Source organism: Ensifer sp. 1H6 (assembly GCF_001976035.1).
GTDB classification, from domain to species: domain Bacteria; phylum Pseudomonadota; class Alphaproteobacteria; order Rhizobiales; family Rhizobiaceae; genus Ensifer; species Ensifer canadensis.
Genome location: NZ_MOAI01000004.1, coordinates 174,462 through 199,816, shown reverse-complemented (window position 1 = coordinate 199,816; position 25,355 = coordinate 174,462). Strand labels below are relative to the sequence as shown.

Annotated in this window: 16 protein-coding genes and 5 pseudogenes; 5 read left to right on the top strand and 16 right to left on the bottom strand. The window is 62.0% G+C overall.

Annotated elements, in window-relative coordinates; translation table 11 throughout:
- The first annotated feature begins 28 nt into the window (after window positions 1-28).
- Window positions 29-1,486: a glutamate synthase subunit beta gene (locus BKP54_RS06920; RefSeq protein ID WP_025424814.1), complete on the top strand. Its 1,458-nt coding sequence runs from the start codon at window positions 29-31 to the stop codon at window positions 1,484-1,486.
- Window positions 1,487-1,702: 216 nt separating this feature from the next.
- On the opposite strand, the gene BKP54_RS06915 is transcribed toward BKP54_RS06920, so the two are convergent.
- Window positions 1,703-2,923: a DUF459 domain-containing protein gene (locus BKP54_RS06915; protein WP_234907903.1), complete on the bottom strand. Its 1,221-nt coding sequence runs from the start codon at window positions 2,921-2,923 to the stop codon at window positions 1,703-1,705.
- A gap of 101 nt (window positions 2,924-3,024) precedes the next feature.
- Complete coding sequence (locus BKP54_RS06910; RefSeq protein ID WP_025424812.1) at window positions 3,025-4,245, bottom strand: lytic murein transglycosylase; 1,221 nt, start codon at window positions 4,243-4,245, stop codon at window positions 3,025-3,027.
- A 394-nt stretch (window positions 4,246-4,639) separates the two neighbouring features.
- Here BKP54_RS06910 and galU point away from each other — a divergent pair, with 394 nt between their 5' ends.
- Window positions 4,640-5,527 (top strand): UTP--glucose-1-phosphate uridylyltransferase GalU, encoded by an 888-nt coding sequence (gene galU, locus BKP54_RS06905; protein ID WP_025424811.1) that lies wholly within the window; start codon window positions 4,640-4,642, stop codon window positions 5,525-5,527.
- Between the two features lie 114 nt (window positions 5,528-5,641).
- Here the strand turns inward: galU and BKP54_RS06900 are convergent, their stop codons facing one another.
- From BKP54_RS06900 to BKP54_RS06865, 8 genes and pseudogenes are all read right to left on the bottom strand, one after another.
- The gene (locus BKP54_RS06900; RefSeq protein WP_025424810.1) at window positions 5,642-7,087 is read right to left on the bottom strand and encodes an outer membrane beta-barrel protein; all 1,446 of its coding nucleotides are present in this window, start codon (window positions 7,085-7,087) and stop codon (window positions 5,642-5,644) included.
- 152 nt (window positions 7,088-7,239) lie between these two features.
- Window positions 7,240-7,698 carry an NfeD family protein gene (locus BKP54_RS06895; protein WP_025424809.1) on the bottom strand — a complete coding sequence of 153 codons (459 nt, stop codon included), beginning with the start codon at window positions 7,696-7,698 and terminating at the stop codon, window positions 7,240-7,242.
- 3 nt (window positions 7,699-7,701) lie between these two features.
- Window positions 7,702-8,700, bottom strand: a complete 999-nt coding sequence (locus BKP54_RS06890; protein WP_025424808.1) for an SPFH domain-containing protein — start codon at window positions 8,698-8,700, stop codon at window positions 7,702-7,704.
- A 101-nt stretch (window positions 8,701-8,801) separates the two neighbouring features.
- Entirely contained in the window at window positions 8,802-9,839 is a 1,038-nt protein-coding gene (hemH, locus tag BKP54_RS06885) for a ferrochelatase (protein ID WP_025424807.1), read from the bottom strand.
- 115 nt (window positions 9,840-9,954) lie between these two features.
- A pseudogene (locus BKP54_RS06880) lies at window positions 9,955-11,801 on the bottom strand (5'-nucleotidase C-terminal domain-containing protein).
- 333 nt (window positions 11,802-12,134) lie between these two features.
- Window positions 12,135-12,503 carry an outer membrane lipoprotein Omp10 gene (gene omp10 / locus BKP54_RS06875; protein ID WP_025424805.1) on the bottom strand — a complete coding sequence of 123 codons (369 nt, stop codon included), beginning with the start codon at window positions 12,501-12,503 and terminating at the stop codon, window positions 12,135-12,137.
- 171 nt (window positions 12,504-12,674) lie between these two features.
- A pseudogene (locus tag BKP54_RS06870) lies at window positions 12,675-14,125 on the bottom strand (homospermidine synthase).
- 393 nt (window positions 14,126-14,518) lie between these two features.
- Window positions 14,519-15,145, bottom strand: a pseudogene (locus tag BKP54_RS06865) (DUF3445 domain-containing protein); the annotation flags it as partial.
- Window positions 15,146-15,307: 162 nt separating this feature from the next.
- Between BKP54_RS06865 and BKP54_RS06860 the strand changes: the two are divergent.
- Window positions 15,308-16,258, top strand: coding sequence for a GGDEF domain-containing protein (locus BKP54_RS06860; protein ID WP_025424802.1), 951 nt, complete (start codon window positions 15,308-15,310; stop codon window positions 16,256-16,258).
- Here BKP54_RS06860 and BKP54_RS06855 read toward each other — a convergent pair.
- The 3 genes and pseudogenes from BKP54_RS06855 to BKP54_RS06845 form a co-directional block, all read right to left on the bottom strand.
- Window positions 16,223-16,849 carry an aminotransferase class IV family protein gene (locus BKP54_RS06855; RefSeq protein WP_057221578.1) on the bottom strand — a complete coding sequence of 209 codons (627 nt, stop codon included), beginning with the start codon at window positions 16,847-16,849 and terminating at the stop codon, window positions 16,223-16,225. The genes BKP54_RS06860 and BKP54_RS06855 overlap by 36 nt on opposite strands.
- Window positions 16,846-18,005 (bottom strand): annotated as a pseudogene (locus BKP54_RS06850) (aminodeoxychorismate synthase component I). The gene BKP54_RS06855 and the pseudogene BKP54_RS06850 overlap by 4 nt, the downstream one beginning before the upstream one ends.
- 60 nt (window positions 18,006-18,065) lie before the next feature.
- A complete protein-coding gene (locus tag BKP54_RS06845) occupies window positions 18,066-19,925 on the bottom strand; it encodes a M3 family oligoendopeptidase (RefSeq protein WP_057221577.1) in 1,860 nt (619 codons plus the stop codon).
- Between the two features lie 188 nt (window positions 19,926-20,113).
- On the opposite strand from BKP54_RS06845, the pseudogene BKP54_RS06840 reads away from it, so the two are divergent.
- Together BKP54_RS06840 and BKP54_RS06835 are read left to right on the top strand one after the other, a co-directional pair.
- Window positions 20,114-21,654, top strand: a pseudogene (locus tag BKP54_RS06840) (sigma-54 dependent transcriptional regulator).
- Between the two features lie 180 nt (window positions 21,655-21,834).
- Window positions 21,835-23,721, top strand: a complete 1,887-nt coding sequence (locus BKP54_RS06835; RefSeq protein ID WP_057221576.1) for a DUF882 domain-containing protein — start codon at window positions 21,835-21,837, stop codon at window positions 23,719-23,721.
- Window positions 23,722-23,801: 80 nt separating this feature from the next.
- On the opposite strand, the gene BKP54_RS06830 is transcribed toward BKP54_RS06835, so the two are convergent.
- From BKP54_RS06830 to BKP54_RS06820, 3 genes are all read right to left on the bottom strand, one after another.
- Window positions 23,802-24,068, bottom strand: coding sequence for a DUF2312 domain-containing protein (locus tag BKP54_RS06830; RefSeq protein WP_025424796.1), 267 nt, complete (start codon window positions 24,066-24,068; stop codon window positions 23,802-23,804).
- Between the two features lie 124 nt (window positions 24,069-24,192).
- Window positions 24,193-24,498: a DUF1244 domain-containing protein gene (locus BKP54_RS06825; protein WP_025424795.1), complete on the bottom strand. Its 306-nt coding sequence runs from the start codon at window positions 24,496-24,498 to the stop codon at window positions 24,193-24,195.
- 19 nt (window positions 24,499-24,517) lie between these two features.
- Window positions 24,518-25,312 (bottom strand): N-formylglutamate amidohydrolase, encoded by a 795-nt coding sequence (locus tag BKP54_RS06820; protein ID WP_025424794.1) that lies wholly within the window; start codon window positions 25,310-25,312, stop codon window positions 24,518-24,520.
- Window positions 25,313-25,355 lie beyond the last annotated feature (43 nt).

Here is a 25,355-nt window from a genome sequence, read left to right as displayed (position 1 = left end):
TCAGACGCATAGCTATCAGGATGATACGATGGGTAAGGTAACTGGTTTTCTCGAGATCGACCGGCAAGTGGCAAAGTACCAGCCGGCGTCCGACCGCATCCGCCATTTCCGTGAATTCACCATTCCGATGTCGGAACCGGAGGTGCAGAAGCAGGCGGCACGCTGCATGGATTGCGGCATCCCCTACTGCCATGGGCCGACCGGGTGTCCGGTGCACAACCAGATCCCCGACTGGAACGATCTGGTCTACAACGGCAACTGGGAAGAGGCGATCCGCAACCTGCATTCGACCAACAACTTCCCGGAATTCACCGGCCGCGTCTGCCCCGCGCCGTGCGAGGAAGCGTGCACGCTGAACCTCGAGGATGCGCCGGTCGCGATCAAGACCGTCGAGCAGGCGATCGCCGACAAGGCCTATGAAATGGGTTACATCGTGCCGCAGCCGGCTGTTACCAAGACCGGCAAGAAGGTCGCCGTCATTGGTTCGGGTCCGGCCGGCATGGCCGCCGCCCAGCAGATGGCGCGCGCCGGTCACGAGGTTCACGTCTACGAGCGCGAGAGCAAGCCCGGCGGCCTGCTGCGCTACGGCATCCCCGACTTCAAGATGGAGAAGAACTTCATTGATCGCCGCGTCGAGCAGATGAAGGGCGAAGGCGTCACCTTCCATTGCGGCGTCAATGTCGGCGTCGACCTGCCGGCCGAGCAACTGATCGATCGCCACGATGCCGTGCTCTATTGCGGCGGCTCCGAAACGCCGCGCAATGCCGGCATCCCCGGTGTCGAATTCGCCGGCGTGCATGACGCCATGCCCTATCTCGTGCAGCAGAACCGCCGGGTCGGGCGTGAGAACATCGACAGCACCGGCTGGCCGTCAGCGCCTATCCTTGCCGGCGGCAAGCACATCGTCGTCGTCGGCGGTGGCGACACCGCCTCCGACTGCGTCGGCACGGCCTTCCGCCAGGGTGCCGTCAAGGTCACCCAGCTCGACATCCGCCCGCAGCCGCCGGAAAAGGAAGACAAGCTTGCCGTCTGGCCGTTCTGGGCGACCAAGATGCGCACCTCGTCCAGCCAGGCCGAAGGCGCGATCCGCGAGTTCCAGGTCGCGACGTTGGAGTTTGTCGGCGACGAGGACGGCAACCTCATCGGCGTCAAGTGCTGCCAGGTGGACGATCGCCGCAAGCCGATTGCCGGCACGGAGTTCATCATCAAGGCCGATCTCGCCTTCATCGCCATCGGCTTCAGCGGCCCGTTCACCGATAGCGTACTGAAGGATCTCGGCGACAAGCTGACGCTCAACACCGATCGTCGTGGCTCGACCAACGTCGTTGCCAACGACCGCGACTACAAGACTTCGGTCGACAAGTTCTGGACGGCCGGCGACGTTCGCCGCGGCCAGTCGCTCGTCGTCTGGGCGATCCGCGAAGGCCGCCAGGCGGCCCGCGCGATCGACGAGGCGCTGATGGGATCGTCGATCCTGCCGCGCTGACATCATTGCTCCCAAGTGCAAAAAGGCTCCGCCGGTTCATCGTGGGGCCCCTTTTGCTTTAGGGAATTTCCAGGAAAAGTGCGAAGCGGCTTTCCGTCAGGAAATGCGTAAAAACAAAGAGATAGAGCATCTGTGCGCTTCCGTCCAAATCGGAAACGCTCTAGGCGAAGCGATCGCCGTGACGATGGTTGTCGCACGCAGCCGCTCGAAAAAGTGTTAGTTCCGGATCACCGGATTGCTGATGACCGTACTAGGCTTGGCGAGGCGGAAATCGTCGACACGGCCGGCAGGTGCCGCGGCAACATCCCCCTTGTCGACCAGTCGGTCGCGCGGGCTCTTGCCTGTGCCCTTGTTGGGTGCGGCATCGCCGAGCAGTGCTGCAGCGCCGTCGAGATCCGGATCGGTGAGGCCGATCGGCTGCGTCTTGACGATGTCCTCGTTGGCAAGCGGCGCGGTAACCACAAGGTCCTTCAGCCCATCGGCGCCCGGCACGTCCTTGTCGGTCGCCGCGGCATCCCCGAGCAGGCGGCGAATGTCCTTTTCCACGTAGAAGGCGAGCTTGCGTTTACCGGCTTTGGTCAGGTTGATCCCGTCGGCGCCGCGCAATCGAACCTGCTGGCCGTTGATGTCGGAGCCGGTCAGCACGAACTTGCCGCCTTCGTCGACGAAACCGTCCCAAATGTCGACGAACTGGCCACCGACCTTTTCGACTTCCTCGCGGTAGATGCCGTTGAACGTCACCATGTCGGCGGTCATCGCGGCGGACTGGAACGGCGGCATGCCGACCCACAGGACCGGCAGTTTTTCCTTGTGTGCCAACTCTGCTAGCGCATGGACACGTTTGCGGTATTCCTCGGTCCAAAGATCGGTGCGGTACTTTTCCTTGGTGCTGCCGATCTGCATCTGCTGACGATCGTTGGCGCCGAGGCTGATGATGATGACGGAAGGCTTGATCTCGCCCACATAGCTCGGCAGCGTCACCGGCCAGTTGAAATAGTCCTCGCGCACCAGCCCGGACGAGCCGCTTGCGCGCGTCTCGATGGTGATGCCGGGCGTCATCTCGAATGCGGTCTTCAGGCCATCGCCGAGGCTGCCGGCCATGAAGTCGCCGACGACCAGAACCTTCTTGGAGTCCGGCGCCTTTTCAACCGGCTGCGGCACCGGCGCCGCATCGGCAATGGCGGGCTTTGCCTTTTGCTGGCCCGGAGCCTTCTGTCGTTGCGGGGTTTGGCTTTGGCGGGCGCGCCTCGGGCGCGGCTGTTGCGGAAACTCGTACCGCTCGTCGATTACGCGGCGTTCGCGCGTGAGGCCGCCGAACAGCATCTGGAAGAGATTGCGTCGCTGCACCCTCTGCTGGGCTTCCGCATAACTTGCGGCAAAGCCGACGAACAGCATCGCGGCTGCGGCGATGATCATCGTCGCCGTCCTCCAGGGCATTGCGCCCCCTGTCATCCGGGCCTTGGTTTTCGCATGCATATCTGATCATCCATCGAACGGACGGCGGCCGCAAGGCCGCCGTCGCGTTTCGGGCGTGCGCGTCAGTTGCGCAGGGCGCGCAGCAGATGTTGTGTCGGCTCGCCGTCCGGCGCCAGGCCGTTCTTCGATTGGAACTCCTGGATCGCAGCCTTGGAGCCGGATCCGAAATTGCCGTCGACTTCGCCGCTGTAATAACCCAGTTCCTTCAGGCGGTTCTGCAATTCGAACTTCTCGCTGATATCGAGCGAACCGTCCGGTCGCGGCCAGCGCTGCTGCATTCCGGCATAACCGGCGATCTGGTCGGCAAGAAGACCGACGCCGAGCGCGTAACTGTCCGACGCGTTGTAGCGCTTGATGACGAAGAAGTTCTTGGTCATCAGGAAGCCTGGACCGTTACCGCCGCTCGGCAGCTTCAGTTCGGCCCGCGAATTGCCGTTGCGGAAGCCCTTGCCGTTCGGGCGGAGGAAACCGAGTGCTGCCCACTGGGCAAGCGTCTTCGTCTGTCCGGAATATTTCGCGGCGTTGGCCGGTGGTGCGACTTCGTAGCCCCAGGTCTCGCCCGCTTGCCAGCCGTTCTTCTTCAAAAGGTTGGCGGCGGTCGCAAGCGCGTCGGGCACCGAATTCCAGATGTCACGATGGCCGTTACCATCAGCGTCGACCGCGTAGAGCAGATAGCTGGTCGGGATGAATTGCGTGTGTCCCATGGCGCCGGCCCAGGAGCCGGTCAGTTCGCGCGGGGTGATGTCGCCGCTCTGCAGGATCTTGAGTGCGGCAATCAGCTGGGTCTTGGCGAATTTCGCGCGCTTGGGATCGGCATAGGCAAGGGTTGCGAGCGCCCGCGGCACGTAGTGCAGGCGGTCGTCCTTTTCGAGAACGGCGCCGTAGTTCGATTCCATCGACCAGATCGCCAGCAGGATCGTCTTGTCGACGCCGAAGTGCTTTTCGATCGAATTCAGCGTGCGGGCGTGCTTGGCGGCCATCTCCTGGCCGACGCGCTTGGTGTAGGGGTTGACGCGGGAATCGATGTATTCCCAGATCTTGTGCTTGAACTCAGGCTGGTAATTGGCCTTTTCGATCACGGTGGCGTCGGGTGTCTTCACGCCGGCAAAGGCCTTGCGATAGGTCGCCTGGGTGATGCCGCTCTTTGCAGCCGTGGCATAGAAGTTGTTGATCCAATTCTGGAATCCGGCATCGGCGCGCGCGGGGGAGGTGCCAAGCGCGACGGCGGATAGGACGAAGGCGGCTGCGATATGACGGAAAAACGTCCTGCGGTTTCTGATCATCAGCTGTCGGTTCCGTTTCTCTGCGGAGCCTCAGCCGTCATAGCCGGGACATTTCCGCATGGTGGCAGTCTGGAGCCAGCCTTGCGGTTCGGCGACCGCCGGCGGTTCCTGTTCTCGGATCCGGCCGCAGTCGATGCAGCGCCGGATTAAGGCGAATCTACAGAAACGTGGTCAACAAACCCTTTACCATGAAAAGGCCATTGCGTCTTCCGTGGAAGAAAATGCGAGTACCGTCCGTATCTGCATTTTTTTCGTCCCGGTTCAGCGTGCGTTCACATCGTTGCGTAGAGATTGCCGCCGCACTGCAAAGCGCTGCACGATTCCTTAAATTGATTTTGATTTAAGGATTTTAACAGCAACACTCAGGATTGAAATCCGAATGAAGGAGGTACCGATGACCGACAAGCGTAAAGTCCGCAAAGCCGTGTTCCCGGTCGCTGGTCTGGGCACGCGTTTCCTGCCGGCCACCAAGGCCGTGCCGAAGGAAATGCTGACGGTGGTGGACAAGCCGGTCATTCAATATGTGGTCGACGAGGCGATGGAAGCTGGTATCGAGCACCTGATCTTTGTCACCGGCCGCAGCAAGGCCGTGATCGAGGACTATTTCGATATCCAGGTCGAACTCGACCAGACCCTGCGCGAGCGCAACAAGAAGATCGAGATCGAGCTTCTCGACACCATTCTGCCGAAGGCCGGCACGACGAGCTTCACCCGCCAGCAGGCGCCGCTCGGCCTTGGCCATGCCGTGTGGTGCGCCCGCGAGCTGGTCGGCAACGAGCCTTTCGCGCTGTTGCTGCCCGACATGATCATGAAGGGCGAGAAGGGCTGCCTGAAGGGCATGGTCGAGCTCTACGAACAGAGCGGCGGCAACGTCATAGCAGTCGAGGAATGCGCACCGGACCAGGCCCACAAATACGGGATCGTCGGTGTCGGCGACAAGGTCGGCGACGGCTTCAAGATCACCAAGATGGTCGAGAAGCCCGCACCGGGAACGGCGCCGTCGAACTTCTTCATCAACGGCCGCTACATCCTGCAGCCGGAAATCTTCCCGATCCTGGAGAAACAGGAGCGTGGCGCCGGCAACGAGATCCAGTTGACCGACGGGATGCTGAAGCTTTCGGAGGTCCAGCAGTTCGCCGCCTATCATTTCCGCGGCGAGACCTACGACTGTGGCGCCAAGGATGGCTTCATCCTCGCCAACGTCGCCTTCGCGCTGGAGCGCGCCGATATCCGCCCGATCGTGGAGGGCCCGCTGAAGGCGCTTTTGAGCAGCTTGAAGTAATCCCGGTTCAACCGAAACGAAAAGGCCGCGTCCCCCACGGGCGCGGCCTTTTTCTTTGTGTGGAAATGCGCATTGCCGCCCGGCCTTTATGCATGGCGGCCTCTCTGCTTTTACTCAACGCCGCAGCACAAGACCGACGCCGACGCGGGTGATGTCGGTCGTATCGCCGACGTCGGGCGTGGTGCGCTCATAGCTGACATCGCCGATTAGTGCGAGGTAACGGTTCATATCCCAGGTGAGGCCTGCGCCGGTGCGCCAGGTTGTCTCGTCGAGGGAACTGGAGTCTGACGGATATTTGCGGATGATCAGGGTGTTGGACAGTCGTGCAACCAGATCGGAGCGCATCTCGTGGGTGATGATGTTGGTCAAGGCATAGTCCATCGATCCGGAAACGCCCGCTGTCGTCGACGGGTCGAGACCGGTCGATAGCCCGAAGAGCACATCCGTACCGCGTTGCGGCGACCAGTTGAGGCGGCCGTCGACGGACAGGCCGCTGACGTCGCTGAGCCGGTCATCTTCGAAACGATAGGTCTCGTAGCCAAGGGCGATCTCGCCGTAGAGCTTCTCGCCAAGGTCGACCTCCAGACCGCCACGTGTCGCGTAGCTCTGGTAGGAGCGCTCGAAGCCGAGCGTGTCCTGGCGAAGATCGTAGATCGACCCGCCGACCGCGGCCTCGATGAACGGGATCAGTGCCGGTGACATTTCATAGCCGACGCGCGCCGTCAGGGTTCCGTTGTTGCGGTTTCGGTCTTCGACCGACATCGTCGTGCCGTTTTCCAGCTCGACGTCGCCATAGGTCTGCCGTTCGAATTCGAGCCCGACCGATCCGCGGATGAGGCCGAAGTCGCGCTCGATGGCAGCGCCGAGCCGATAGGTGTTGACGCCCGATTGTGTCTTGGCATTCGAGATCGCGTTCGGATCGTCGGCGTCCTCACGGTCGAAGCTGTAGCCTGCCCGAAGACGCGCAACGGTTTCATCTGAGAGATCGAGGCGCAGTTCCGCGTCGATGTCAGCGCGAGGCTCTTCCTCGCCCTCGCCGGAGATGTTGTTCTGCAACACGCCAGCGCCGATAACCGTCAGTTCGTGGCGGGACCAATCCGACGTCAGGGTGCCGCGGATGCCGGTTTCCAGATAACCGCGGTTCTGCTTGTTGTTGTTGCCGTTGTTGCGCCATTCATGGTTGATCGTCTCGCCGATTTCCGGCCGCAGCGTGAATGTGCCGATGCGAACGCCGGGTGCGCGGTCGTCTTCCGGCTCTATTCGCGTCCGCAATCCATCGATCGTTGGTTCGCGGCGGTTGAGACGGATGAGGTCTTCGTCCGAGGCCGGAGACAGATCGTCGGTGCTGACGGCGCCCGTCGTTTGCGGATCGGCGATCGCCGGTGCTGCGGTTGCTGTGCCGGGGGCAACGATGCCAGGGGTCGTCGGCACGGCGGCGTTCGTCACCGTTTGGGCATGCGCCGAAAGCGGAGCGGCCATCGCGGTGCCGGCCAGCAGCAACGCCACCAGCGTCAAACGCCGCGCGTCTCTTCCGATCGAGCGAGTGTTGTCTGGCACCATCTGCCGTTTGTCCGCGAGCCTGATTGCAATCCTTTCGCAATCGTAAAGCCGCGTGGTTAACCAATCGTTTCCAAACGGCAAAAACGCGTTAACGACATGCGCAAAAACAAGAGCTTAAAGCGCAGCACGCGCATCTGAACGGTCGCGGCGCTTTAGGCGCTCTCGACCGTCAGGTTGCGCCCGTGGCTGGCAACGATGCGAACGCGCGTACCGGCGGGCAGATCGGGCCCCTCGACGATCCAGATCGTATCGTCCAGACGCACGCGGCCGTGGCCCTCGGCAATCGGCTTTTCAAGCACGGCGGTTCGGCCGACGAGGCTTTGGGCCCGTTGGTTGAGCAGCGGTTCGTCCGTCTCCCTGGAAGACGAGGAGATGAAGTGCCGCCCAAGGAGAACGGCGACGATGGACAGAAGCGCGAAGACGACGAACTGAACCTGCCAGCCCCAGACGACAGTGTCCCACAGCAAAAGCGACAGAACGCCGGTGATGAGCGCGGCAATGGCGATCCAGACGAGGAAAACGCCGGGTGCGACGACTTCGGCCGCCAGCAGTGCAAGACCGAGAACCCACCAGCTCCAGGGGCCGAGTTCAAGGATGATGCGCTGGACCATCGCCTATTGTCCCTGAGGTTCAAACGGATCGGACGCCGGGCCGGTGCGCGGTGTCGTCGATTGGCGCTGCCGGGGGGCTGGCGCCTGGTTGTCGCCGAACACTTCCCTGGCAATTGCGCCAATGCCGCCGAGCGAGCCGATCAGCGCGGACGCTTCCATAGGCATCAGTATGATCTTCTGGTTGTTGGCAGTGCCGATCGCAGCAAGCGCTTCGGTGTATTTCTGGGCGACGAAGTAGTTGATCGCCTGGACGTCACCGGCAGCGATCGCCGCCGACACCATCTGTGTCGCTTTGGCCTCGGCCTCGGCCAGACGTTCGCGCGCCTCGGCGTCGCGGAAGGCGGCCTCGCGCTGGCCTTCGGCCTGCAGGATGGCCGACTGCTTGGCACCTTCGGCACGCAGGATCTGCGCGTTTCTCGACCCTTCCGCTTCCAGCACCTGGGCGCGCTTCTCGCGCTCGGCCTTCATCTGCCGAGCCATGGCGTCGACGAGATCCTTCGGCGGTGCGATGTCCTTGAGTTCGACGCGGGTGATCTTGATGCCCCAGGGGTTGGCGGCGTCATCGACCACGCGCAACAGCTTGTCGTTGATGGTGTCGCGGTTCGACAAAAGTTCGTCGAGGTCCATCGACCCCATGACCGAGCGGATGTTGGTCATGGTCAGGTTGAGAATGGCGTTTTGAAGATCGGACACCTGGTAGGCAGCCTGGGCGGCGTTGAGCACCTGGTAGAACGCGACGGCATCGGCCGACACGCTGGCGTTGTCCTTGGTGATGACTTCCTGGGTCGGAACGTCGAGGACCTGCTCCATCACGTTCATCCTGGCGCCGATCCGGTCGATGAACGGAATGATGATGTTGAGACCCGGTTCCATCGTCTTGGTGTAGCGGCCGAAGCGCTCCACCGTATAGCGATAGCCCTGCGGCACCGTCTTGACCATGGTGATGATCACAAAGATCACCAAGACCACCAATGCGATGACCGCAATATCAAATCCGCCCAAAGACACGTCCCCCATGATCACAACCCCAGTTTGAAGTGACACTCTAACCCAGACGTGGGCATCGGTCAGTCTATTTCAAGCGGTCGTCGCAGATTTCGGCTTCAAAGCCAGCCGCTTAGCTCCCGGCGCACGACATGCTCGAGAACCATCATGCCCTCGGCACTGTCGTTGAGACAGGGGATATGTGCAAACTTTTCGCCGCCATTGTGATGGAAGCTCTCGGCCGCCTGCTCGGCGATCTCCTCGAGCGTTTCCAGACAGTCGGAAACGAAGCCTGGGTTGATCACGGCGATGCGCTTGACGCCGTCCTGCGCCAGCTTCTCGACCGTCTTGTCGGTATAGGGCTGCAGCCATTCTTCCGGCCCGAAGCGGGACTGGAAGGTTACCTGCAGCTTGTCCTTGGACCACCCGAGCTTTTCGCGCAGCAGACGCGCGGTCTTCTGGCACTGGCAATAGTAGGGATCGCCCTTTTCGAAGTAACTCTTCGGGATGCCGTGGAAGGAGGTGAGCACCACTTCCGGCTCCCAGTCGAGTGTCGCCAGATGCCGCGTGATCGAAGTTGCCAGCGCGTCGATATAGACGGGATCGTCATGATAGGGCGGAACGGTGCGCAGCGCCGGCTGCCAGCGCATCTTGAGCAGGGCTTCGAATGCCTTGTCGTTGACGGTGGCTGTCGTTGCCGCGGCGTATTGCGGATAGAGCGGGAACAAGAGGATGCGTTCGCATCCGGCCTTCTGCAGGGCTTCCATGCGCGAGGCGATCGACGGCTGGCCGTAGCGCATGCCCCAATCGACGACGATGTGCGGCTGATTGGCGAAGGCTTCCGCCATCAAGGTCGCCTGGTTGCGGGTATAGGTGCGCAGGTAGCTTTCGTTCAGATCCTTGTTCCAGATCATTTCATAGGCCTTGCCGACCTTGCCGGGGCGGGTGTTGAGCACGATGCCGTAGAGGATCGGATACCAGAACAACCGCGACCATTCGATGACGCGGCGATCGCTGAGGAACTCCTTGAGATAGCGGCGCATCGAGGTGTAGTCGGTGCCATCGGGCGTGCCGAGATTGACCAGCAGAACGCCGACCTTTCCGGATTTAACGGTCGGGTGATCGCTTTGGGCGGTCGCGGCGGGCGCGTTGGTCATCTCGGTCCTCGTGGTCACGTATAAGCAGGTGCATGCACTTTTCGTCACGTCCTTCTAAGAAGAAAAGCCGGTGCGGGGAAGCCCGCGCCGGCTCTCGAAGGAGAGGCAAATTGTCTTACTTTGCCGGAATCTCCAGTTCGGTTCCGACATGCAGGTGGCGCGGAGCGGGCTTGCCGTTGGCCGCGGAGATCTTTGCCCAGAGCGCACCATCGCCGTAGAACGCCTTGGCGAGATCCCAAAGCGTGTCGCCCTTGGCGATGACATGCTTCTGCGGACCGGAGGCCGTCGCGCTCGCGGCGGCGTCGGCTGCAGGCTGCGTTGCCGTTGCCGGTTCGGCAGTCGTGGCGCCGGCGGCTGCAGCGACTTCGGTGATGCGGCCATCCGTGTAGGGCTTGAACGGCTGGTGCGCGGCGAGATAGTCGGCCAGAACGGTTTCGAGGCCCGGACCGTAGTCGTAGGCGTTCTCACCCTTGTCCTTGAAGATTGCGTAGCCGTCGCCGCCATTGCGCATGTAGTTGTTGGTGACGATCGAATAGGTCTTTGCCGGATCGAGCGGCACGAAGCCTTCGCCTTCCTTTACCTCGACCGAGACGACGCGGCTGCCCACTTCCTTCGACTTGTCGAAGGAATATTTCATGCCGGCCACCTGCGGGAAACGGCCGCCGGGTTCTTCAAGCTTGCTGAGGCCGTTCTCAAGCGCGGCACGGATGCCGTCACCCTTGAGCTGGAAGGTCGCAACCGTGTTCTGGAACGGCAGCACGGTGATGGCTTCGCCCATCGAAACGTCGCCGGCATCGATGGAGGCGCGCAGGCCACCGCCATTGGTGATGGCGATCGTCACGCCCTGGCCCTTGACGCGGTCGAGCATGGCGTCGGCAACGAGGCTGCCCATTTCGCATTCCCTGGCCCGGCAATTGTCACGCGAACCGTCGATCGGGGCCTCGGTCTTGCCGATGATCTTGGAGCGCAGCTCCTCGATCGGCTTGGCGAGTTCGGCCACGCGGGTCAAAACGGACTGATCCGGCTTGACGGAAGAATCGACCAGGATCGGATCGCCCTTGGCAGCCTTCACCACGCCGTTGTCGTCGAAGGTGACGACGAGATCGCCGAGGTACTTGCTATAGGAGGCGGCCTGGACGACCGGAACCTTGTAGCCACCGGGGTTGTCGACCATCGTCGGGTAGGGGCCTTCGGCCTTTGCGTCGGTGTTCGACAGCAGGCTGTGGGAGTGGCCGCCGACGACGACGTCGACATCGGGGATCTTTGCGATCGCGGCGAGGTCACGCGGGTAGCCGACATGGGTGAGCGCGATGATCTTGTCGACGCCCTGCTTCTTCAGCTCTTCAACCGCGGCAGTCGTGGTGGCGACGTCGTCACCGATCAGGATGTCCGGGCCGGGGGAGGAGAGTTCGGGCGTATCGTTGGCGACGGCGCGACGATGCCGATCTTCTGGCCGCCGGCTTCGAGAACGATCGACGGCTTGATGCGGTCACCGATCTTCGACTTGTGACTGGGCAATACGTTGGCGGTGACGACGGGGAACTCGATCTTATCGAGGAAGCCGACAAGGCCATCTTCGCTCTCGTCGAATTCATGGTTGCCGACCGTCATCGCGTCGAACTTCATCAGGTTGAGGAATTCGGCTTCGGCCAGACCCTTGTAGGTGGTGAAGAACAGCGAACCCTGGAAGTTGTCGCCGGCATTCAACAGCAAGACGTTCTTGCCGGACAGATCCTGGCGTTTCTGGTCGATCAGAGACTTCAGGCGGGCGACGCCACCGAAGCACTCGTTCTTGCCTTCCTCTTCGGCCGAGCAGGTCGAATCGAACTTGTTGATCGATTCGATACGGGAGTGGAGATCGTTGATGTGCAGGATGTTCAGTTCATAATCGGCGAAGGCTGCGCCCGAGGAGAGGGCAAGAATGGACGCGGTCATCAGGCCGGTCCGTATGTGTCTGATCATGATGTTCTCCTGTTTTGCCTGTTGTCTGCCGGCCGCTTTCAGACCCGCCGAAGCGGGTCCGGTCCCCGCGGCCGGGGTGGCTTTGCCGGTGCGAATGTTTTCATCACTTCAGGGCGACTTCAAGCACTAAAACCATCCTCCGGTTGCCGGATCTGCAACTACAGCGCCGCGCGCCTTTTCAGGCGCGCAAAGGTCGCTGTAGCGCTTTGAATTGCTGCATGTTTTTCCCCCTAAATCGGCTTCGATTTAGGGAAACATGCAGTAGGGTTAAGTCATACGAATGCACAAAAAAAGCCCCCTAGCGGGAGCTTTGATCCGTGCTCGAAGCTTGTCTCAGCCGCGTCGCGCCAGCGAGAACTGGGCGCCGGCATCGGTGGTGCAATTGAGCTGGCTCTGTGTGACCAGCGCGCAATTGACCTTGGACTGGGTGTTGCGCACCAGCGAGGTCATGTTGATCTCGACGAGTGTCGGGCTGAGCTTCACGTAGTTGCCGGAAGCCAGCAGCTGGTTGCTGTCGGTGGTGCGGGTCGAGAAGGTTCCGCCTGCAAAGGTCGAAACGATGCCGTTCGGATCCGTCCATGAGCCTTCGACACCCGTTGCCTGGCGAGCGGGCGGTGCCCCTCCGGCTTCCCGGGGCGACGACTGGCAGGAGGCCAGGGTCGCGGCGGTCGCGAGAAGGGTCAGAATTGCGAATGGCTTCATTGGCGATTTCCCTCGCTTTGTGCCGAGCGTCCGTTTCATTTCGCCGAACCATGCCGCGATCAAGAGTTGAAAGCAAGAGTGGTCGGGCCGGCGCGCCGGGCTTTTCCCATATGAACAAAAAAAGCCCGGGGCAGAAATGCCCCGGGCCGGATGCTTCGCAATGTCAGCGGTTTAGCGAACGAGGATGTTCTTGAACTGCCAGGGATCCTTGGTGTCGATGTCTTCCGGGAACAGGCCCGGGCGACCGTCGAGCGGGGTCCAGTCGGTGTAGTGTCCTTCGACCGGGCGAGATAGGGCAGCTGCACTTCGAGGCAGCGCTTGTAGTCCATCTCGTCGGCTTCGACGATGCCGGCCTTCGGGTTTTCGAGCGCCCAGACCATGCCCGCGAGCACCGCAGAGGTGACCTGCATGCCGGTGGCGTTCTGGTAGGGGGCGATGCGGCGGGTCTCTTCCAGCGACAGGCGCGAACCGAACCAGTAGGCATTCTTGTCATGGCCGTAGAGCAGGACGCCCAGTTCGTCGACGCCTTCAACGAGTTCCTTCTCGTCAAGAACATGATGGACTGGCTGCGAATTGCCGCCGTTGCCGAACATTTCGTGCAGCGAAAGGACGGCGTCATTGGCCGGATGGTAGGCGTAGTGGCAGGTCGGGCGATAGGTAACTTCGCCGTCCTTGTCGCGGACGGTGAAGAAGTCGGCGATCGAGATCGACTCGTTGTGGGTGACGAGGAAGCCGTATTGCGGGCCAGGCGTCGGGCACCAGGTGCGCACGCGGGTGTTGGCACCCGGCTGCTCCAGATAGATGGCCGCCTTGCAGCCCTTCTTGTGCTTCTTGGCGTTCTTCGGCATCCAGTTTTCGTGGGTGCCCCAGCCGAGTTCAGCCGGCTGCAGACCTTCGGAGATGAAGCCTTCGACCGACCAGGTGTTCCAGAAGACGTTGAGCGGCTTCGGCTTCTTGGTCAGCTGGGTGTCGCGCTCGGCGATGTGCACGCCCTTGACGCCGACCTTCTTCATCAGCTTCGCCCAGCCTTCGCGGTCGTCCTGATGCGGTTCGTCGTATTTCACGCCAAGGTCGTTGGCGAGGTTGAGGAGCCCCTGCTTGACGAACCAGGAGACCATGCCCGGGTTGGCGCCGCAGGTCGAAACGGCCGTGGTGCCGCCCGGGTTCTTTTCCTTTTCCTTGCGCATGGTTTCGCGCAGGGCATAGTTGGTGCGCGAGGCGTTGTCCATTTCGGCATCGAAGTAGAAGCCGAGCCACGGTTCGACGACGGTGTCGATGTAGAGAACGTCGAGCTTGCGGCACATCTTGATCAGGTCGAGCGAGCCGGTATCGACCGACAGGTTGACGCAGAAGCCTTGGCCTTCGCCTTCGGTCAGGAGCGGCTTCAGCAGCTCCTTATAGTTGTCCTTCGTCACATGGGCGCGAACGTGGCGGACGCCATGACGCTCGAAGATCTCGTTGTCGGCAGCATCCTCGCGCGGCTCGACCACGATCAACCGGTTCTTGTCGTATTTGAAGTGGCGCTCGATCAACGGCAAGGTGCCGCGGCCGATCGAACCGAAGCCGATCATGACGATCGGGCCGGTGATCTCGCCGTAAACCGGATAGGTGGTGTCTGCCATTTTGGTCTTACTCCTGAGGAAACTTTCCCAGTGACGGTGTTGAAAGTGTCTGAAAATGAGGCTCGCGCCGTGTGATAGGCCTAGAGCATAGTTTGCTGTCACAATAAAGGGCCGCCGGGTCAACGCTGATCTGCGATATTGTTTAACCGGCGATGGAAATGAGGGCCGAAATGAGAGCGTCCCGCTTGCTGACGAGGCCCTTGTAGGCCGCCTGCGGCAGGTCGAGAGAGCGCAATTGCTCGATGAAGGAAAGGGCCAAAGTTCCCGCATCCGCCCGCTGTCGCAACAGCGCCAGGGGATCGGAATAGATCCGGATTGTGAAGACGATCGCGCGCTTCGCGGCAACTTGCGCAACGTCTGGCGCTCGACGCGGATGAAGGTGCGCTCTTCGGTCAGCTCGATCGCGCCGGCCGACACCCCTTCCGATTTGGGCTTCGGCAGATGCAGGGAGCCGTCGACATTGACGGCCCAGTTGAAGCGTTCGACGAAGCGGCCAGGCGGCAGGTTATCGAACATGCGGCTGATGAGTTCGGCGTTGCGCGTGCCGTCTCCGAAGCCGGGGACCGGGGCGTGGATCTCGTCCATGGTGCGCCCGAACTTTTCGGCGAGCGACCAGGACGAGGGGAAGGCGATGTAGGCGGCGCCAAGGCGCCAGCCGCGGTCGTCGCGCTGCATGATCGCCAGGTCGTCCTGAACGAGCGAGCCCGCTAGCACAAGCGCGTCGTCGCCGGACAAGGGCACCCGTCGCCCGCCGACCATCATTGTTTCGTCCTGCCGACAGTAGATGTCGGGATACCGTGTCGGCAGATAGTCGGACAGGATCTGCAGCAGTTCGCTCTGCGCGTCCTGCGTCCGGTCGTCGGCGGCAAAAACCACGTCGCGGGACTGTGCGAGCAACTGGGCTTTCTGGTCGAGATAGTGCTGCAGCTGGACGTCCGGCTCGATCCAGCGATCGGGATCGAGCTGCGTGAGGCCGATCGTAAAGGGCTTGGAGGAGCCGTCGTAGGGCGTGTGTTTCATGCGGGATGACCGGATCATTCTCGCGATTTAACCATATTCCCTTTCGTTTCGCATGGGCCGAAGCTTGTCACAAGGACTTCGTGCTATAGCTTTGATACAATCATCCGCTACGCGCCATGATTGTTGTTTCCTTCCCCGACCTGGAGGCGTCGCAGACTGAACGTGACCGGCGACCATATAAAGACCTTGATGGGCCTGCAGGCCCAAACACCCGTGCTGATGGCGCTCTACGATCAGCACGACCGGCTGCAATTTGCCAATGATGCCTTTCGCGCTGCCTATTTCATCGAGGCCGACGAGGCGCCGACCTGGGCGGAAATCATGCGGCGCAACCATGCCGCCGGTCGCGGAACCGTGCTCTCGACCAGCGACATCAATGCCTGGATAGCCTCAACGATCAATCGGCGCGGCAAGATCCCGTTTCGGGCGATGGAGACCGACCTGCATGACGGCCGCTGGCTGTGGATGACGGAAACGGTCGATGCCAGGGGGTGGATGCTGTGCGTCGCCGTCGACATCACTACCATTCGCGTCGAGGAGCGCGCGCTAAGGCAGGATCGCGATTTCGCGCTGCGCGCCTCGCAGGTCGATGAACTCACCAATGTGCCCAACCGGCGCTATACCATGGGGCGGCTCGGTGAATTCATCGCCAATTGCGCCCAGAACCCGCATATGTGGGGCTGCGTCGCCATCATAGACATCGACTATTTCAAGGCGATCAACGATCGCTACGGCCACCATCAGGGCGATGAGGTTCTGCTCGACTTCGCCCGCCAGATGCAGGAGTTCGTGCGCCGCTCCGATTGCTTCGGCCGCATCGGCGGCGAGGAGTTCATGCTGATCCTGCCCGACACCACGATCAGCGAAGGCAACATGATCCTCGACCGCTTGCTCGACAAGGTGCGCAGCGCCAGGCCGCTCGCGAGTATCCCGGAGTTCTACTACACCTGTTCGGTGGGGCTGGCCGAGTATCGGGAAGGCGACGGCGTCAAGGACATTTATGCCCGCGCCGACGAGGCGCTCTATCTCGCCAAGCGCGACGGGCGCGACCGGGTAAAGCGGTACACCTTGCCGGGTTCAGACCCAGAGCTTCGCCCGGATCAGGCCCCGTAGCGAATTCCCGACATAGAGCTCGGCTTTTGCCAGATCGTCGAGCGACAGGCGGGCGACGCGCGCCCGTCGCTGGCAGATGAGTTCCGTCCGGAGCACGCCGGCCAGAAGCCCGCAGGCGATCGGCGGCGTTTTCAGCGTGCCGCTGCCATCGTCGAGGAAGATTGAGGTGATCGTTCCCTCGCAGACCTCGCCCTTTTCGTTGAGGAGAAGAACTTCGTCGACCTCGGTTGCCGGGTATTCAGTGCGTGCCGTCTCGTAGATGTCGCGCCGGGTGGTCTTCACCCGCACCAGCTTGTCTTCGGAAGAGAGCCGCGTTTGAGCAAAACGCACGCGCCAGACAGTGTCTTCTGCAAGGGGCGTGAAAGTTGCCGTGGTCACGGCGACGGTGCCGTTGCGGTCAAGCGTCAGGCGGACCCGTAGCGGGCCTGTTGCACCCTGGACGGCGGCTTGCAGCTCCGCCTGCGCCCGCTCGGCGCCGGCAAATCCCAATCTTCGTGCCGATCGTTTCAACCGGGCGAGATGTAACCTCAAGCGAACGAATTCAACATCGGGTTCGTAGCGCAGGGTCTCGATCAGGGAAAAATCCGTCATCGGGCGATCTCGGCATCGCCGATGGCAAACCGCGCCTTGAGCAGGCATTCGTCATATTCGGACTGGGCGCCGGAATCAAAGACGATGCCGCCGCGACATTGAAGACGGCCTCGCCATTGGCAAACAGCGAGATGGTGCGGATCGCCACGCTGAAGCGCATGATGCCGTTCGGCGCGATAAAGCCGATTGCGCCGCAATAGGCGTCGCGCGGACCGTCTTCGAGATCGTGCAGGATTTCCATCGCCCGCATCTTCGGCGCGCCGGTGATCGAGCCGCAGGGAAAGAGTGCGGCGAAAATATCGGTGATGCCGACATCCGGCCGCAGCTTGGCCCTGACATGGCTGACCATCTGGTGAACGGTCGGATAGGTCTCGATGTCGAACAGTTTCGGGACGTCGAGCGTTCCGACCTCGGTGATGCGCGAGATGTCGTTGCGCAAGAGGTCGACGATCATGCGGTTTTCGGCCTGGGTCTTCTCGTCAGTGCGCATGGCAGCAATGATCTCGGCGTCCTCCTCAGCCGACGCGCCGCGCTTTGCGGTGCCCTTCATCGGATGCGTCTCAATCCATCGGTCAGCGTCGACCCGGAAGAAGAGCTCGGGCGAGCGCGAGACGAGGATCGGACCATCCAGCACGACGAGCGCGCCGTATTTTACCGGTTGCCGTTCGATCAGTGACCAGAAGGCGGCGCGCGGATCGCCCGTCCAGCGGGCGCGGATCGGCATCGTCAGGTTCGCCTGATAACAATCGCCCTGGCGCAGATGCTGATGCAGGCGGTCGAACCGCTCGCGATAGGTGGGAAAATCCCAGGCGGCACGCGGCTCGGCAAGGAAAGGCTCGTTCTCCATCCGACGTTGCGGCTCGCCAAGCGGATGGTCGTCGCTCGGTGCGTCGAAGATGCCGAAGGACATCAGCGGCGTTTCGCGCCCCCCCTCCTCGGCAAAGGGGCTCAGCTTCTCTTCGAAGATATGGCCCGCCTCATATGCCATGAAGCCGGCAATCCATTTGCCGGCCGCATGTGCACGCTCAAGCTCGGCGAGGCCGCGGCGGAATTCGGCTTTGGTCCGCGCCGTGACGACGCGCTCCGGATCAGTGAAAACCGTGGTCCGATTTTCGCTGTCGTCCCGGAAAAGCACAAAAGGTGCGTTTTCGTTCATCGATGCCGCTTCGCACTTTTCCTTGAAAGTCTCTGGAGCGCGGGCTCGGCCCGCGCCGGATCACGCCTTATCAAGCGCCTCGAGTTCGTCGATCAGCCCCTCGATCATCGACAGACCCTGTGCCCAGAACGACGGATCGGTGGCATCGAGGCCGAAGGGAGCGAGCAATTCCGAATGGTGCTTGGTGCCGCCGGCTTTCAGCAGCTCGAAATACTTTGCCTGGAAGCCCTTTTCGGCGTTCTGGTAGACGGCATAGAGCGAGTTCACCAGGCAATCGCCGAAAGCATAGGCATAGACATAGAACGGCGAGTGGATGAAGTGCGGGATATAGGCCCAGTAGGTCTCGTAGCCCTCGGAAATCCGGATCGCCGGCCCGAGGCTTTCCGCCTGCACCGAAAGCCACAGATTGCCGATATCCTCGGCGGTCAGTTCGCCTTCCTTGCGGGCCGTGTGCAGCTTGCGCTCGAATTCGTAGAAGGCGATCTGGCGCACGACCGTATTGATCATGTCCTCGACCTTCTGGGCGAGCATGGCCTTGCGCTCGCGCTTGTCCTTGGTCTGGTCGAGAAGCGCACGGAAGGTCAGCATTTCGCCGAACACCGATGCCGTCTCGGCGAGGGTCAGCGGCGTCGAGGCCATCAGCGCGCCCTGCTCGCCGGCGAGCACCTGGTGCACGCCGTGACCGAGTTCGTGGGCAAGCGTCATTACGTCGCGCGGCTTGCCCATATAATTGACGAGCACGTAGGGGTGCGCGGAGGGAACGGTCGGGTGGGCGAAGGCGCCGGGGGCCTTGCCGGGGCGCACCGGCGCATCGATCCAGCGGTCATCGAAGAAGCGGCGGGCAATTGCGGCCATCTCTGGGGCGAAGGCATGGTAGGCCGAAAGCACCGTATCCTTCGCCTGGTTCCACGAGATCAGCGCATTCGGCGTTTCCGGCAGCGGCGCGTTGCGATCCCAGAACTCCATCTGTTCCATGCCGAGCCACTTCGCCTTCATGGCATAGTAGCGGTGCGAAAGGCGCGGATAAGCTGACTTCACCGCTTCCGCGAGCGCATCGACGACCTCGCGCTCGACGCGGTTGGCGAGGTGCCGGCTGTCGGCGATATCCTCGAAACCGCGCCAGCGATCCGAGATTTCCTTGTCCTTGGCGAGCGTATTGGTGATCAGCGTGAAGGTGCGGATATTGGCCCTGAAGGTTTCGGCAAGCGCCATCGCCGCCTTCTTGCGCACCTCGGTCGAGGGATCCTGCAGCAGGTTCAGGGCCATTTCGAGCGGCATCGTCTCGCCGTCGACGGTGAAGGTCAGCGACGTCATGGTCTCGTCGAACAGGCGGTTGAAGGCGGCTGGCCCGGTCATCGATTTCTCGAGGAACAGCTGCTCGAGCTTGTCATCAAGCTGGTAGGGCTTGTCCTTGCGCAGGTCGAGTAGCCAGGGCTTGTAGTGCGCCGCCAGGCTGTCGTTGGTAAGCGCTGCGTCGATCACCGCATCGTCGATGCGGTTGAGTTCGAGCGAGAAGAACAGGAGATGCGCCGACATATCGGTCAGCTTCGACTGCACGTCGCCGTAGAGCTTGCCGTTTTCCGGCTTGGAGGTGTCGGAGAAATAGGTCAGGCCGGCAAAGGACGCGATGCGCCCCATGATGTCTTCCAGCGCTTCGAATTCTTTCACGGCAGCACCGATGCCTTCGTCGCCGGCTTTCGTCGCAGCGGTGGCAAGCTTGCCTTTCCACTTGGCCTCAAACGCAATCGAGTCCGCCTCGGCCTTCTTCATGTCGGAACGGAATGCATCAGAGGTTGCGGACGGATAGAGATCCTCCAGCCGCCAGGAGGGCAGATCGCCGAGCTCGGCCACAGCTCCTTGGGCGGGGCCGGTGGCGGCACGGACGATGGTTTTCTCGAGGGCGAAGGTGCGGAAGGTCATCGTCGGATTTCTCTCGTTCGTGGCAGGAAGAGGCAAGCGATATGGGTTCCATTGCTATCGCCGCCAATGGATAAAATGCAAGCATTTCTCAAAAGATGATGTTCAGCCCTTTATGGCACAGATGCCTGACGTGATTTGGCACATGACGTTGGCCAAAAAGTACCGCGTGTCCAAAGCAGGAGGCTTCCGTGACATCACACATTCTTGTCATCGATGACGATCCGGTGCAGCGCCGGTTGCTGACGAACATGATCGAGCGTCTCGGTCATGTCGCGCATCTCGCCGACAATGGCCGCAGTGGCCTGGAGCTGCTCGAGCGCAAGGGCGGCATCATCAACGTCATCCTTCTCGATCTGCTGATGCCCGAAATGAACGGCCACGGCTTTCTCGATGCGCTGGCGGAACGGGGCGTCGATACGCCCGTCATCGTGCAGACGGGGCAGGGCGGTATCGAAACCGTCGTGCAAGCGATGCAGGCCGGTGCCTTCGACTTCCTGGTCAAGCCGGTTTCTCCGGAGCGGCTGTCGGTGGCGCTCGGCAACGCGCTGAAGATGGCGAGCCGCGACGGCAAGGTCAAAACCTCGCGCCGCCCGCGCGGCGGTGCCGTCGGTTTCGATGACGTCGTTTCGGCCAGCCCGGCGATGATCCGGGTGATCGATCTCGCTCGCCGGGCTGCGCAGTCTAACATTCCGATCGTGCTCGAGGGTGAATCCGGCGTCGGCAAGGAAATGGTGGCGCGGGCGATCCAGTCGGCCAGCGACCGTTCGGGCAAGCCGTTCATCACCGTCAACTGTGGCGCCATCCCGCACAATCTGGTCGAGAGCATTCTCTTCGGCCACGAGAAGGGCGCCTTTACCGGTGCCACCGAAAAGCACAGCGGCAAGTTCGTCGACGCCGACGGCGGCACCCTGTTCCTCGACGAGATCGGCGACCTGCCGCTCGAAGTGCAGGTGAAGCTGCTGCGTGCGGTCCAGCAGGGCGAGATCGAGACGATCGGCGCGCGCCATCCGCACCGGGTCAACGTGCGACTGATCTCGGCCACCAACAAGGACCTCATCAACGAGGTGCGCGAAGGCCGGTTCCGCGAGGATCTCTACTATCGTCTCAACGTCTTCCCGATCACCATTCCGGCGCTGCGCGGCGCAAGGAGGACGTCCCGGTCCTGGTGCGCTCGTTCGTCGACCGGTTTGCGTCCGAGCAGAGGCTCAGCACGCCGCTCACCGTTTCGAGCGGTGCGATGGCGCTGCTCACCGCCTATGACTGGCCGGGCAACATCCGCCAGCTGGAGAACGCGATCTTCCGTGCGGTCGTTCTGGCCGACGGCAACGAGCTGACGGTCAAGGACTTCCCGCAGATCGCCACGCAGATCCCCGGCTACGTCGTTTCCGACCGCAGCGGTTTCTCCTGGGGCGATGCCGGCCCCGAGCGCACCGCCGCTGCCGATCCGGCCGTAAGCGTCTATCCCGATTTTGCCAGCACGGCGAAATCGATGGAGGCCGATGCCACGCATGATGGCCGTATGGAGAATGCAATTGCCAGCGTCGATGAGGGCGGAGACGTGCGCAAACTCGCCGAAGTCGAGGAGGAACTGATTCGTTTTGCGCTGAAATTCTATCGGGGCCAGATGAGCCAGGTGGCGCGCAAACTCGGTATCGGCCGGTCGACGCTCTACCGCAAACTCAAGGATTACGGCATCGATCCCGACAATCCCTTGCGTGAGGCGGCATAAAATCGACGCATTCACGCCTCACTAGCCGTGCGATTCCGTCACCGCCGTTTAGACCTTGTTAGTGAAGTGTTCACTATATTATAAGGGGCGGTGACGACTGTGGCATATATGCCATCCTGTCACCTTATTTGACAGTCATCTGAGACAGCGAAGCACGGTTGTCCGTCGGACGGGGATTGAATGCCAAATTTGTTCAGTTTTAAGAAGCCTCTCGGCTCCTTAGCTAGCAGACTCTGCTCGGCGATGACCCGTAAGGTGCCGCAGGTTCTGACATCCATCGCCCTTGCGGTGTCTCTGGTTACGCCTGGCATGGCACCTCCCGTCGAGGCCGCCGGCCAGACGCGTACGCTGAAGCTCTATTTCATCCACACGCAGGAAAAGGCGCAGATCACCTTCAAGCGCAACGGCCGCTATGACCCGAAGGGCCTGCAGCAGATCAACCGGTTCCTGCGCGACTGGCGTCGCAACGAGCCGACCAAGATGGATCCGCGCCTGCTCGACCTCGTGTGGGAAGTCTACACCAAGAGTGGCTCGCGCGATTATATCCACGTCGTTTCGGCCTATCGTTCGCCGGCCACCAACGGCATGCTGCGTTCGCGCTCCAAGGGCGTTGCCAAGAAGAGCCAGCACATGCTCGGCAAGGCGATGGACTTCTACATTCCCGACGTGAAGCTGAAGACGGTGCGCGAAATCGGCATGAAATTCCAGGTCGGTGGCGTCGGCTACTACCCGACCTCAGGCTCTCCGTTCGTTCACATGGATGTCGGCGGCGTTCGCGCCTGGCCGCGCATGACCCGCAACGAACTGGCCCGTCTCTTCCCCGACGGCAAGACCATGCACGTTCCGTCCGACGGCAAGCCGCTGCCGGGCTATAACCAGGCTGTTGCCGACTACAAGCGTCGCGTCGGCGCCTCGGCGATCGAAGTTGCCGGTGGTGGCGCCAAGGGTGCGGGCGATGCCGAGGGCGGCAAGCGCCGCGGTAACCTGTTCGCCATGCTCTTTGGCGGTGGCGGCGACGAGGATGAAGAACCCTCGGCAATCGCGGCCGGCCCCGGCGATGAAGAAGCCACTCCGGCAAAGGTCCAGACGGCGTCGGCACCTGCCGCCCAGGAAGCACTTCCGGGTGTTGCCGGTTCGGTCGCAGCCGAGACCACCACAGCCGAGACCACCACAGCCGAGACCACCACAGCCGATCAGAACATCAATGCACCGGTTCCGGCCGTTCGTCCGGCCTTCAAGGATGCGCCTGAAAATGGCGGCGTAGCCGTGGCCCTGGTCGCGCCGCAGAAGAACGCGGCCCAGGACGCGCTTGCTGCCGCCCTGCCGCAGACGCCGGAAATGCCGAGCGAATTTGCCGATCTGACCTCGGTCAAGGTGCCGGTCCCGCAGATGCTCGATCGGGGTGGCGTGAACGCTGCTGCCGGCGAGACGCTTGTGGCATCGGTCGATCCGCTGGCAACGGACATGCAGGCACTTGGCTTCGTGCCGGTGCCGGCCATGCGCCCGGCGGGTGATGCGGCTCTTGCCGCTGTCGCGGATGCCAAGGTTGCCGTGCCTGCCTTTGCAGAGCGCCCGGTTCTGGCTTCGGCCGAGCCGCCGCGTGATACCACGGCCCAGGCATCGACACGCGTCGCGCTTGCCGCGCCGACACAGGCAGAGCGCGAGCCAGTCGCCCAGCCGGTCGAAATGGCCGCCTATGCGCCGCAGGCCTCGACGAATGGCCGCGCCAATGCCTTTGATGGCGCCTTCGACACCCAGGCCGAAGCCCCGGCAAAAGGTGGTCGTCCGAAGAAGCATGATGCCGACGCCGCGACCCGTTCGTCGGTTCGCACCGAGCCGAAGCTGACGCAGAAGATCATCTCCGAATGGGCCCTTTCTGCCGGCCGCGTCGCGACGCTTTCCAAGCCCGTGAAGGCACCGCGCTTCGTCAGCAAGACGCTGCGCACGGCCCCGACGACTGTTTATGCTGCGGGCTTCAACAGCACGGCCGGAACAACGGTCGATACGGCCCGCTTCAGCGGCAACGCCGTCAACTTCATGGAAGTGAAGAAGTTCAGCACCAACTGAGTTTCGAGCAAATAAGACTCAACACAAAAAAAGCCCGCCGGTGATACCGGCGGGCTTTTTGCTGTCTATGGCAGGAGAAATTATTCTTCTTCAGCCGCGGCCGGGATCATGCCGAGCGCCTGCAGGTAGGTGTCGAGGATCGCTTCCTGTTCCATGCGCTCATCGGCGTCCTGCTTGCGAATGGAGATGACCTTCCGCAGGATCTTGGCATCGAAGCCGGTGGACTTGGCTTCGCCGTAGACGTCCTTGATGTCGTCGGCGATGGTCTTCTTTTCTTCTTCCAGGCGCTCGATCCGTTCGATGAAAGCGCGGAGTTGGTCGCGTGCGACGCCGTGTGCATCTGACATGGTCTTCTCCTTTTGCGGGGAATGAAATTCTTGGGTGCCGTGACGTGCCGCGAACGGCGGCCAAGGTCAAGGGCCATTGCGCAACAACGCTGGCATTTCCGTGGCGGTGGCCCGGCGCAGAGGTTTATTCCTTGGGGCGGTTGGTTTCGAAGGCGGCTTTCTGCTCGCTCGAGGCTTCCCTCTGATGCAGCGCCCGCCATTCCTCATAGGGCATGCCGTAGACGATCTCGCGGGATTGCTCCTTGTCGAGTGTCACGCCGGCCTCGTTGGCTGCGTCCCGATACCAGTTGGACAGGCAGTTGCGGCAGAAGCCGGCAAGGTTCATCAGGTCGATGTTCTGCACGTCGCTGCGCTCGCGCAAGTGCGCGACCAGACGCCGGAAGGCGGCGGCTTCGAAGGCGGTCTGCTGGTCCGGGGTGAGCTCGGTCATGATGTTGTCTTTCCTGGTCTCAAATGTCGTAGGCGCCGGTGCGCGACGGGTGCCGTTCGTAGCGATGCAGGTCGGGCCGGGTATTGAGATCGGCAAGGATCGGGGCGAGCCGATCGGCCCATGCGGCAATGCCCGCCTCGTCTGCGATCAGATCCTGCCTGATCTCGATCAGGGCATGGGGAATGCCCGGTGCCATGCAGTGCCGGAACATCGTATCCCCGCGCAGCGCTCCGTCATAGGGCTCGTTGTTGCCGACGACGATATCGCCCGATGCTTCGAGCTTTTCGATCAGCGGCAGCACCGCGCGCGCGTCGTTGTCCCAGAGCACGGCCGCGTGCCACGGACGGACGGCACCCTTCCAGGCGGGCGTAAAGGAATGGATTGAGATGACCAGCGGGGCGCTGCCCGTGGCCAAGGCACTGCGCTCCAGTGTCTCGGCGACTGCGCGGTGATAGGGCCGATGGAAACGGTTCAGCCGGTTGTCCCATTCCTCCTCGCTGATCGGGTGGTTTCCCGGAATGATCGCGCCGTCGGAAATCTTCATGATCAGGGTCGGATCGTCCTCGCCGCGATTGGGGTCGATCAAAAGTCGCGAGAAGCACCCTAGAACTGCCGGTGCGTCGAGTGCGGCCGAGAGCCGGCGGACGAGATGTTCGACGCCGATGTCATAGGCGATGTGACGTTGAAACGCGGCTGCCGGCAGGCCGAGGCTGCCATATTCTTCCGGTAGGCGGTTCATGGCGTGGTCGGCGAGTAGTACGAGGCCGGTTGTGGGGTTGGCTTCGATAATCTCATAGGGCGAATAGTGCTGCATGCAGTTCCAGTCTGCTTTCGGGGGGGTATGCTTTTGATTGCAC

Coding starts and splice junctions, on each gene's coding strand:
- BKP54_RS06920 (WP_025424814.1), top strand. CDS start 29: ATGGGTAAGGTAACTGGTTTTCTCGAGATCGACCGGCAAGTGGCAAAG.
- BKP54_RS06915 (WP_234907903.1), bottom strand. CDS start 2,923: ATGCCCTGGAGGACGGCGACGATGATCATCGCCGCAGCCGCGATGCTG.
- BKP54_RS06910 (WP_025424812.1), bottom strand. CDS start 4,245: ATGATCAGAAACCGCAGGACGTTTTTCCGTCATATCGCAGCCGCCTTC.
- galU (WP_025424811.1), top strand. CDS start 4,640: ATGACCGACAAGCGTAAAGTCCGCAAAGCCGTGTTCCCGGTCGCTGGT.
- BKP54_RS06900 (WP_025424810.1), bottom strand. CDS start 7,087: ATGGTGCCAGACAACACTCGCTCGATCGGAAGAGACGCGCGGCGTTTG.
- BKP54_RS06895 (WP_025424809.1), bottom strand. CDS start 7,698: ATGGTCCAGCGCATCATCCTTGAACTCGGCCCCTGGAGCTGGTGGGTT.
- hemH (WP_025424807.1), bottom strand. CDS start 9,839: ATGACCAACGCGCCCGCCGCGACCGCCCAAAGCGATCACCCGACCGTT.
- omp10 (WP_025424805.1), bottom strand. CDS start 12,503: ATGAAGCCATTCGCAATTCTGACCCTTCTCGCGACCGCCGCGACCCTG.
- BKP54_RS06855 (WP_057221578.1), bottom strand. CDS start 16,849: ATGACGGATTTTTCCCTGATCGAGACCCTGCGCTACGAACCCGATGTT.
- BKP54_RS06845 (WP_057221577.1), bottom strand. CDS start 19,925: ATGACCTTCCGCACCTTCGCCCTCGAGAAAACCATCGTCCGTGCCGCC.
- BKP54_RS06835 (WP_057221576.1), top strand. CDS start 21,835: ATGCCAAATTTGTTCAGTTTTAAGAAGCCTCTCGGCTCCTTAGCTAGC.
- BKP54_RS06830 (WP_025424796.1), bottom strand. CDS start 24,068: ATGTCAGATGCACACGGCGTCGCACGCGACCAACTCCGCGCTTTCATC.
- BKP54_RS06825 (WP_025424795.1), bottom strand. CDS start 24,498: ATGACCGAGCTCACCCCGGACCAGCAGACCGCCTTCGAAGCCGCCGCC.
- BKP54_RS06820 (WP_025424794.1), bottom strand. CDS start 25,312: ATGCAGCACTATTCGCCCTATGAGATTATCGAAGCCAACCCCACAACC.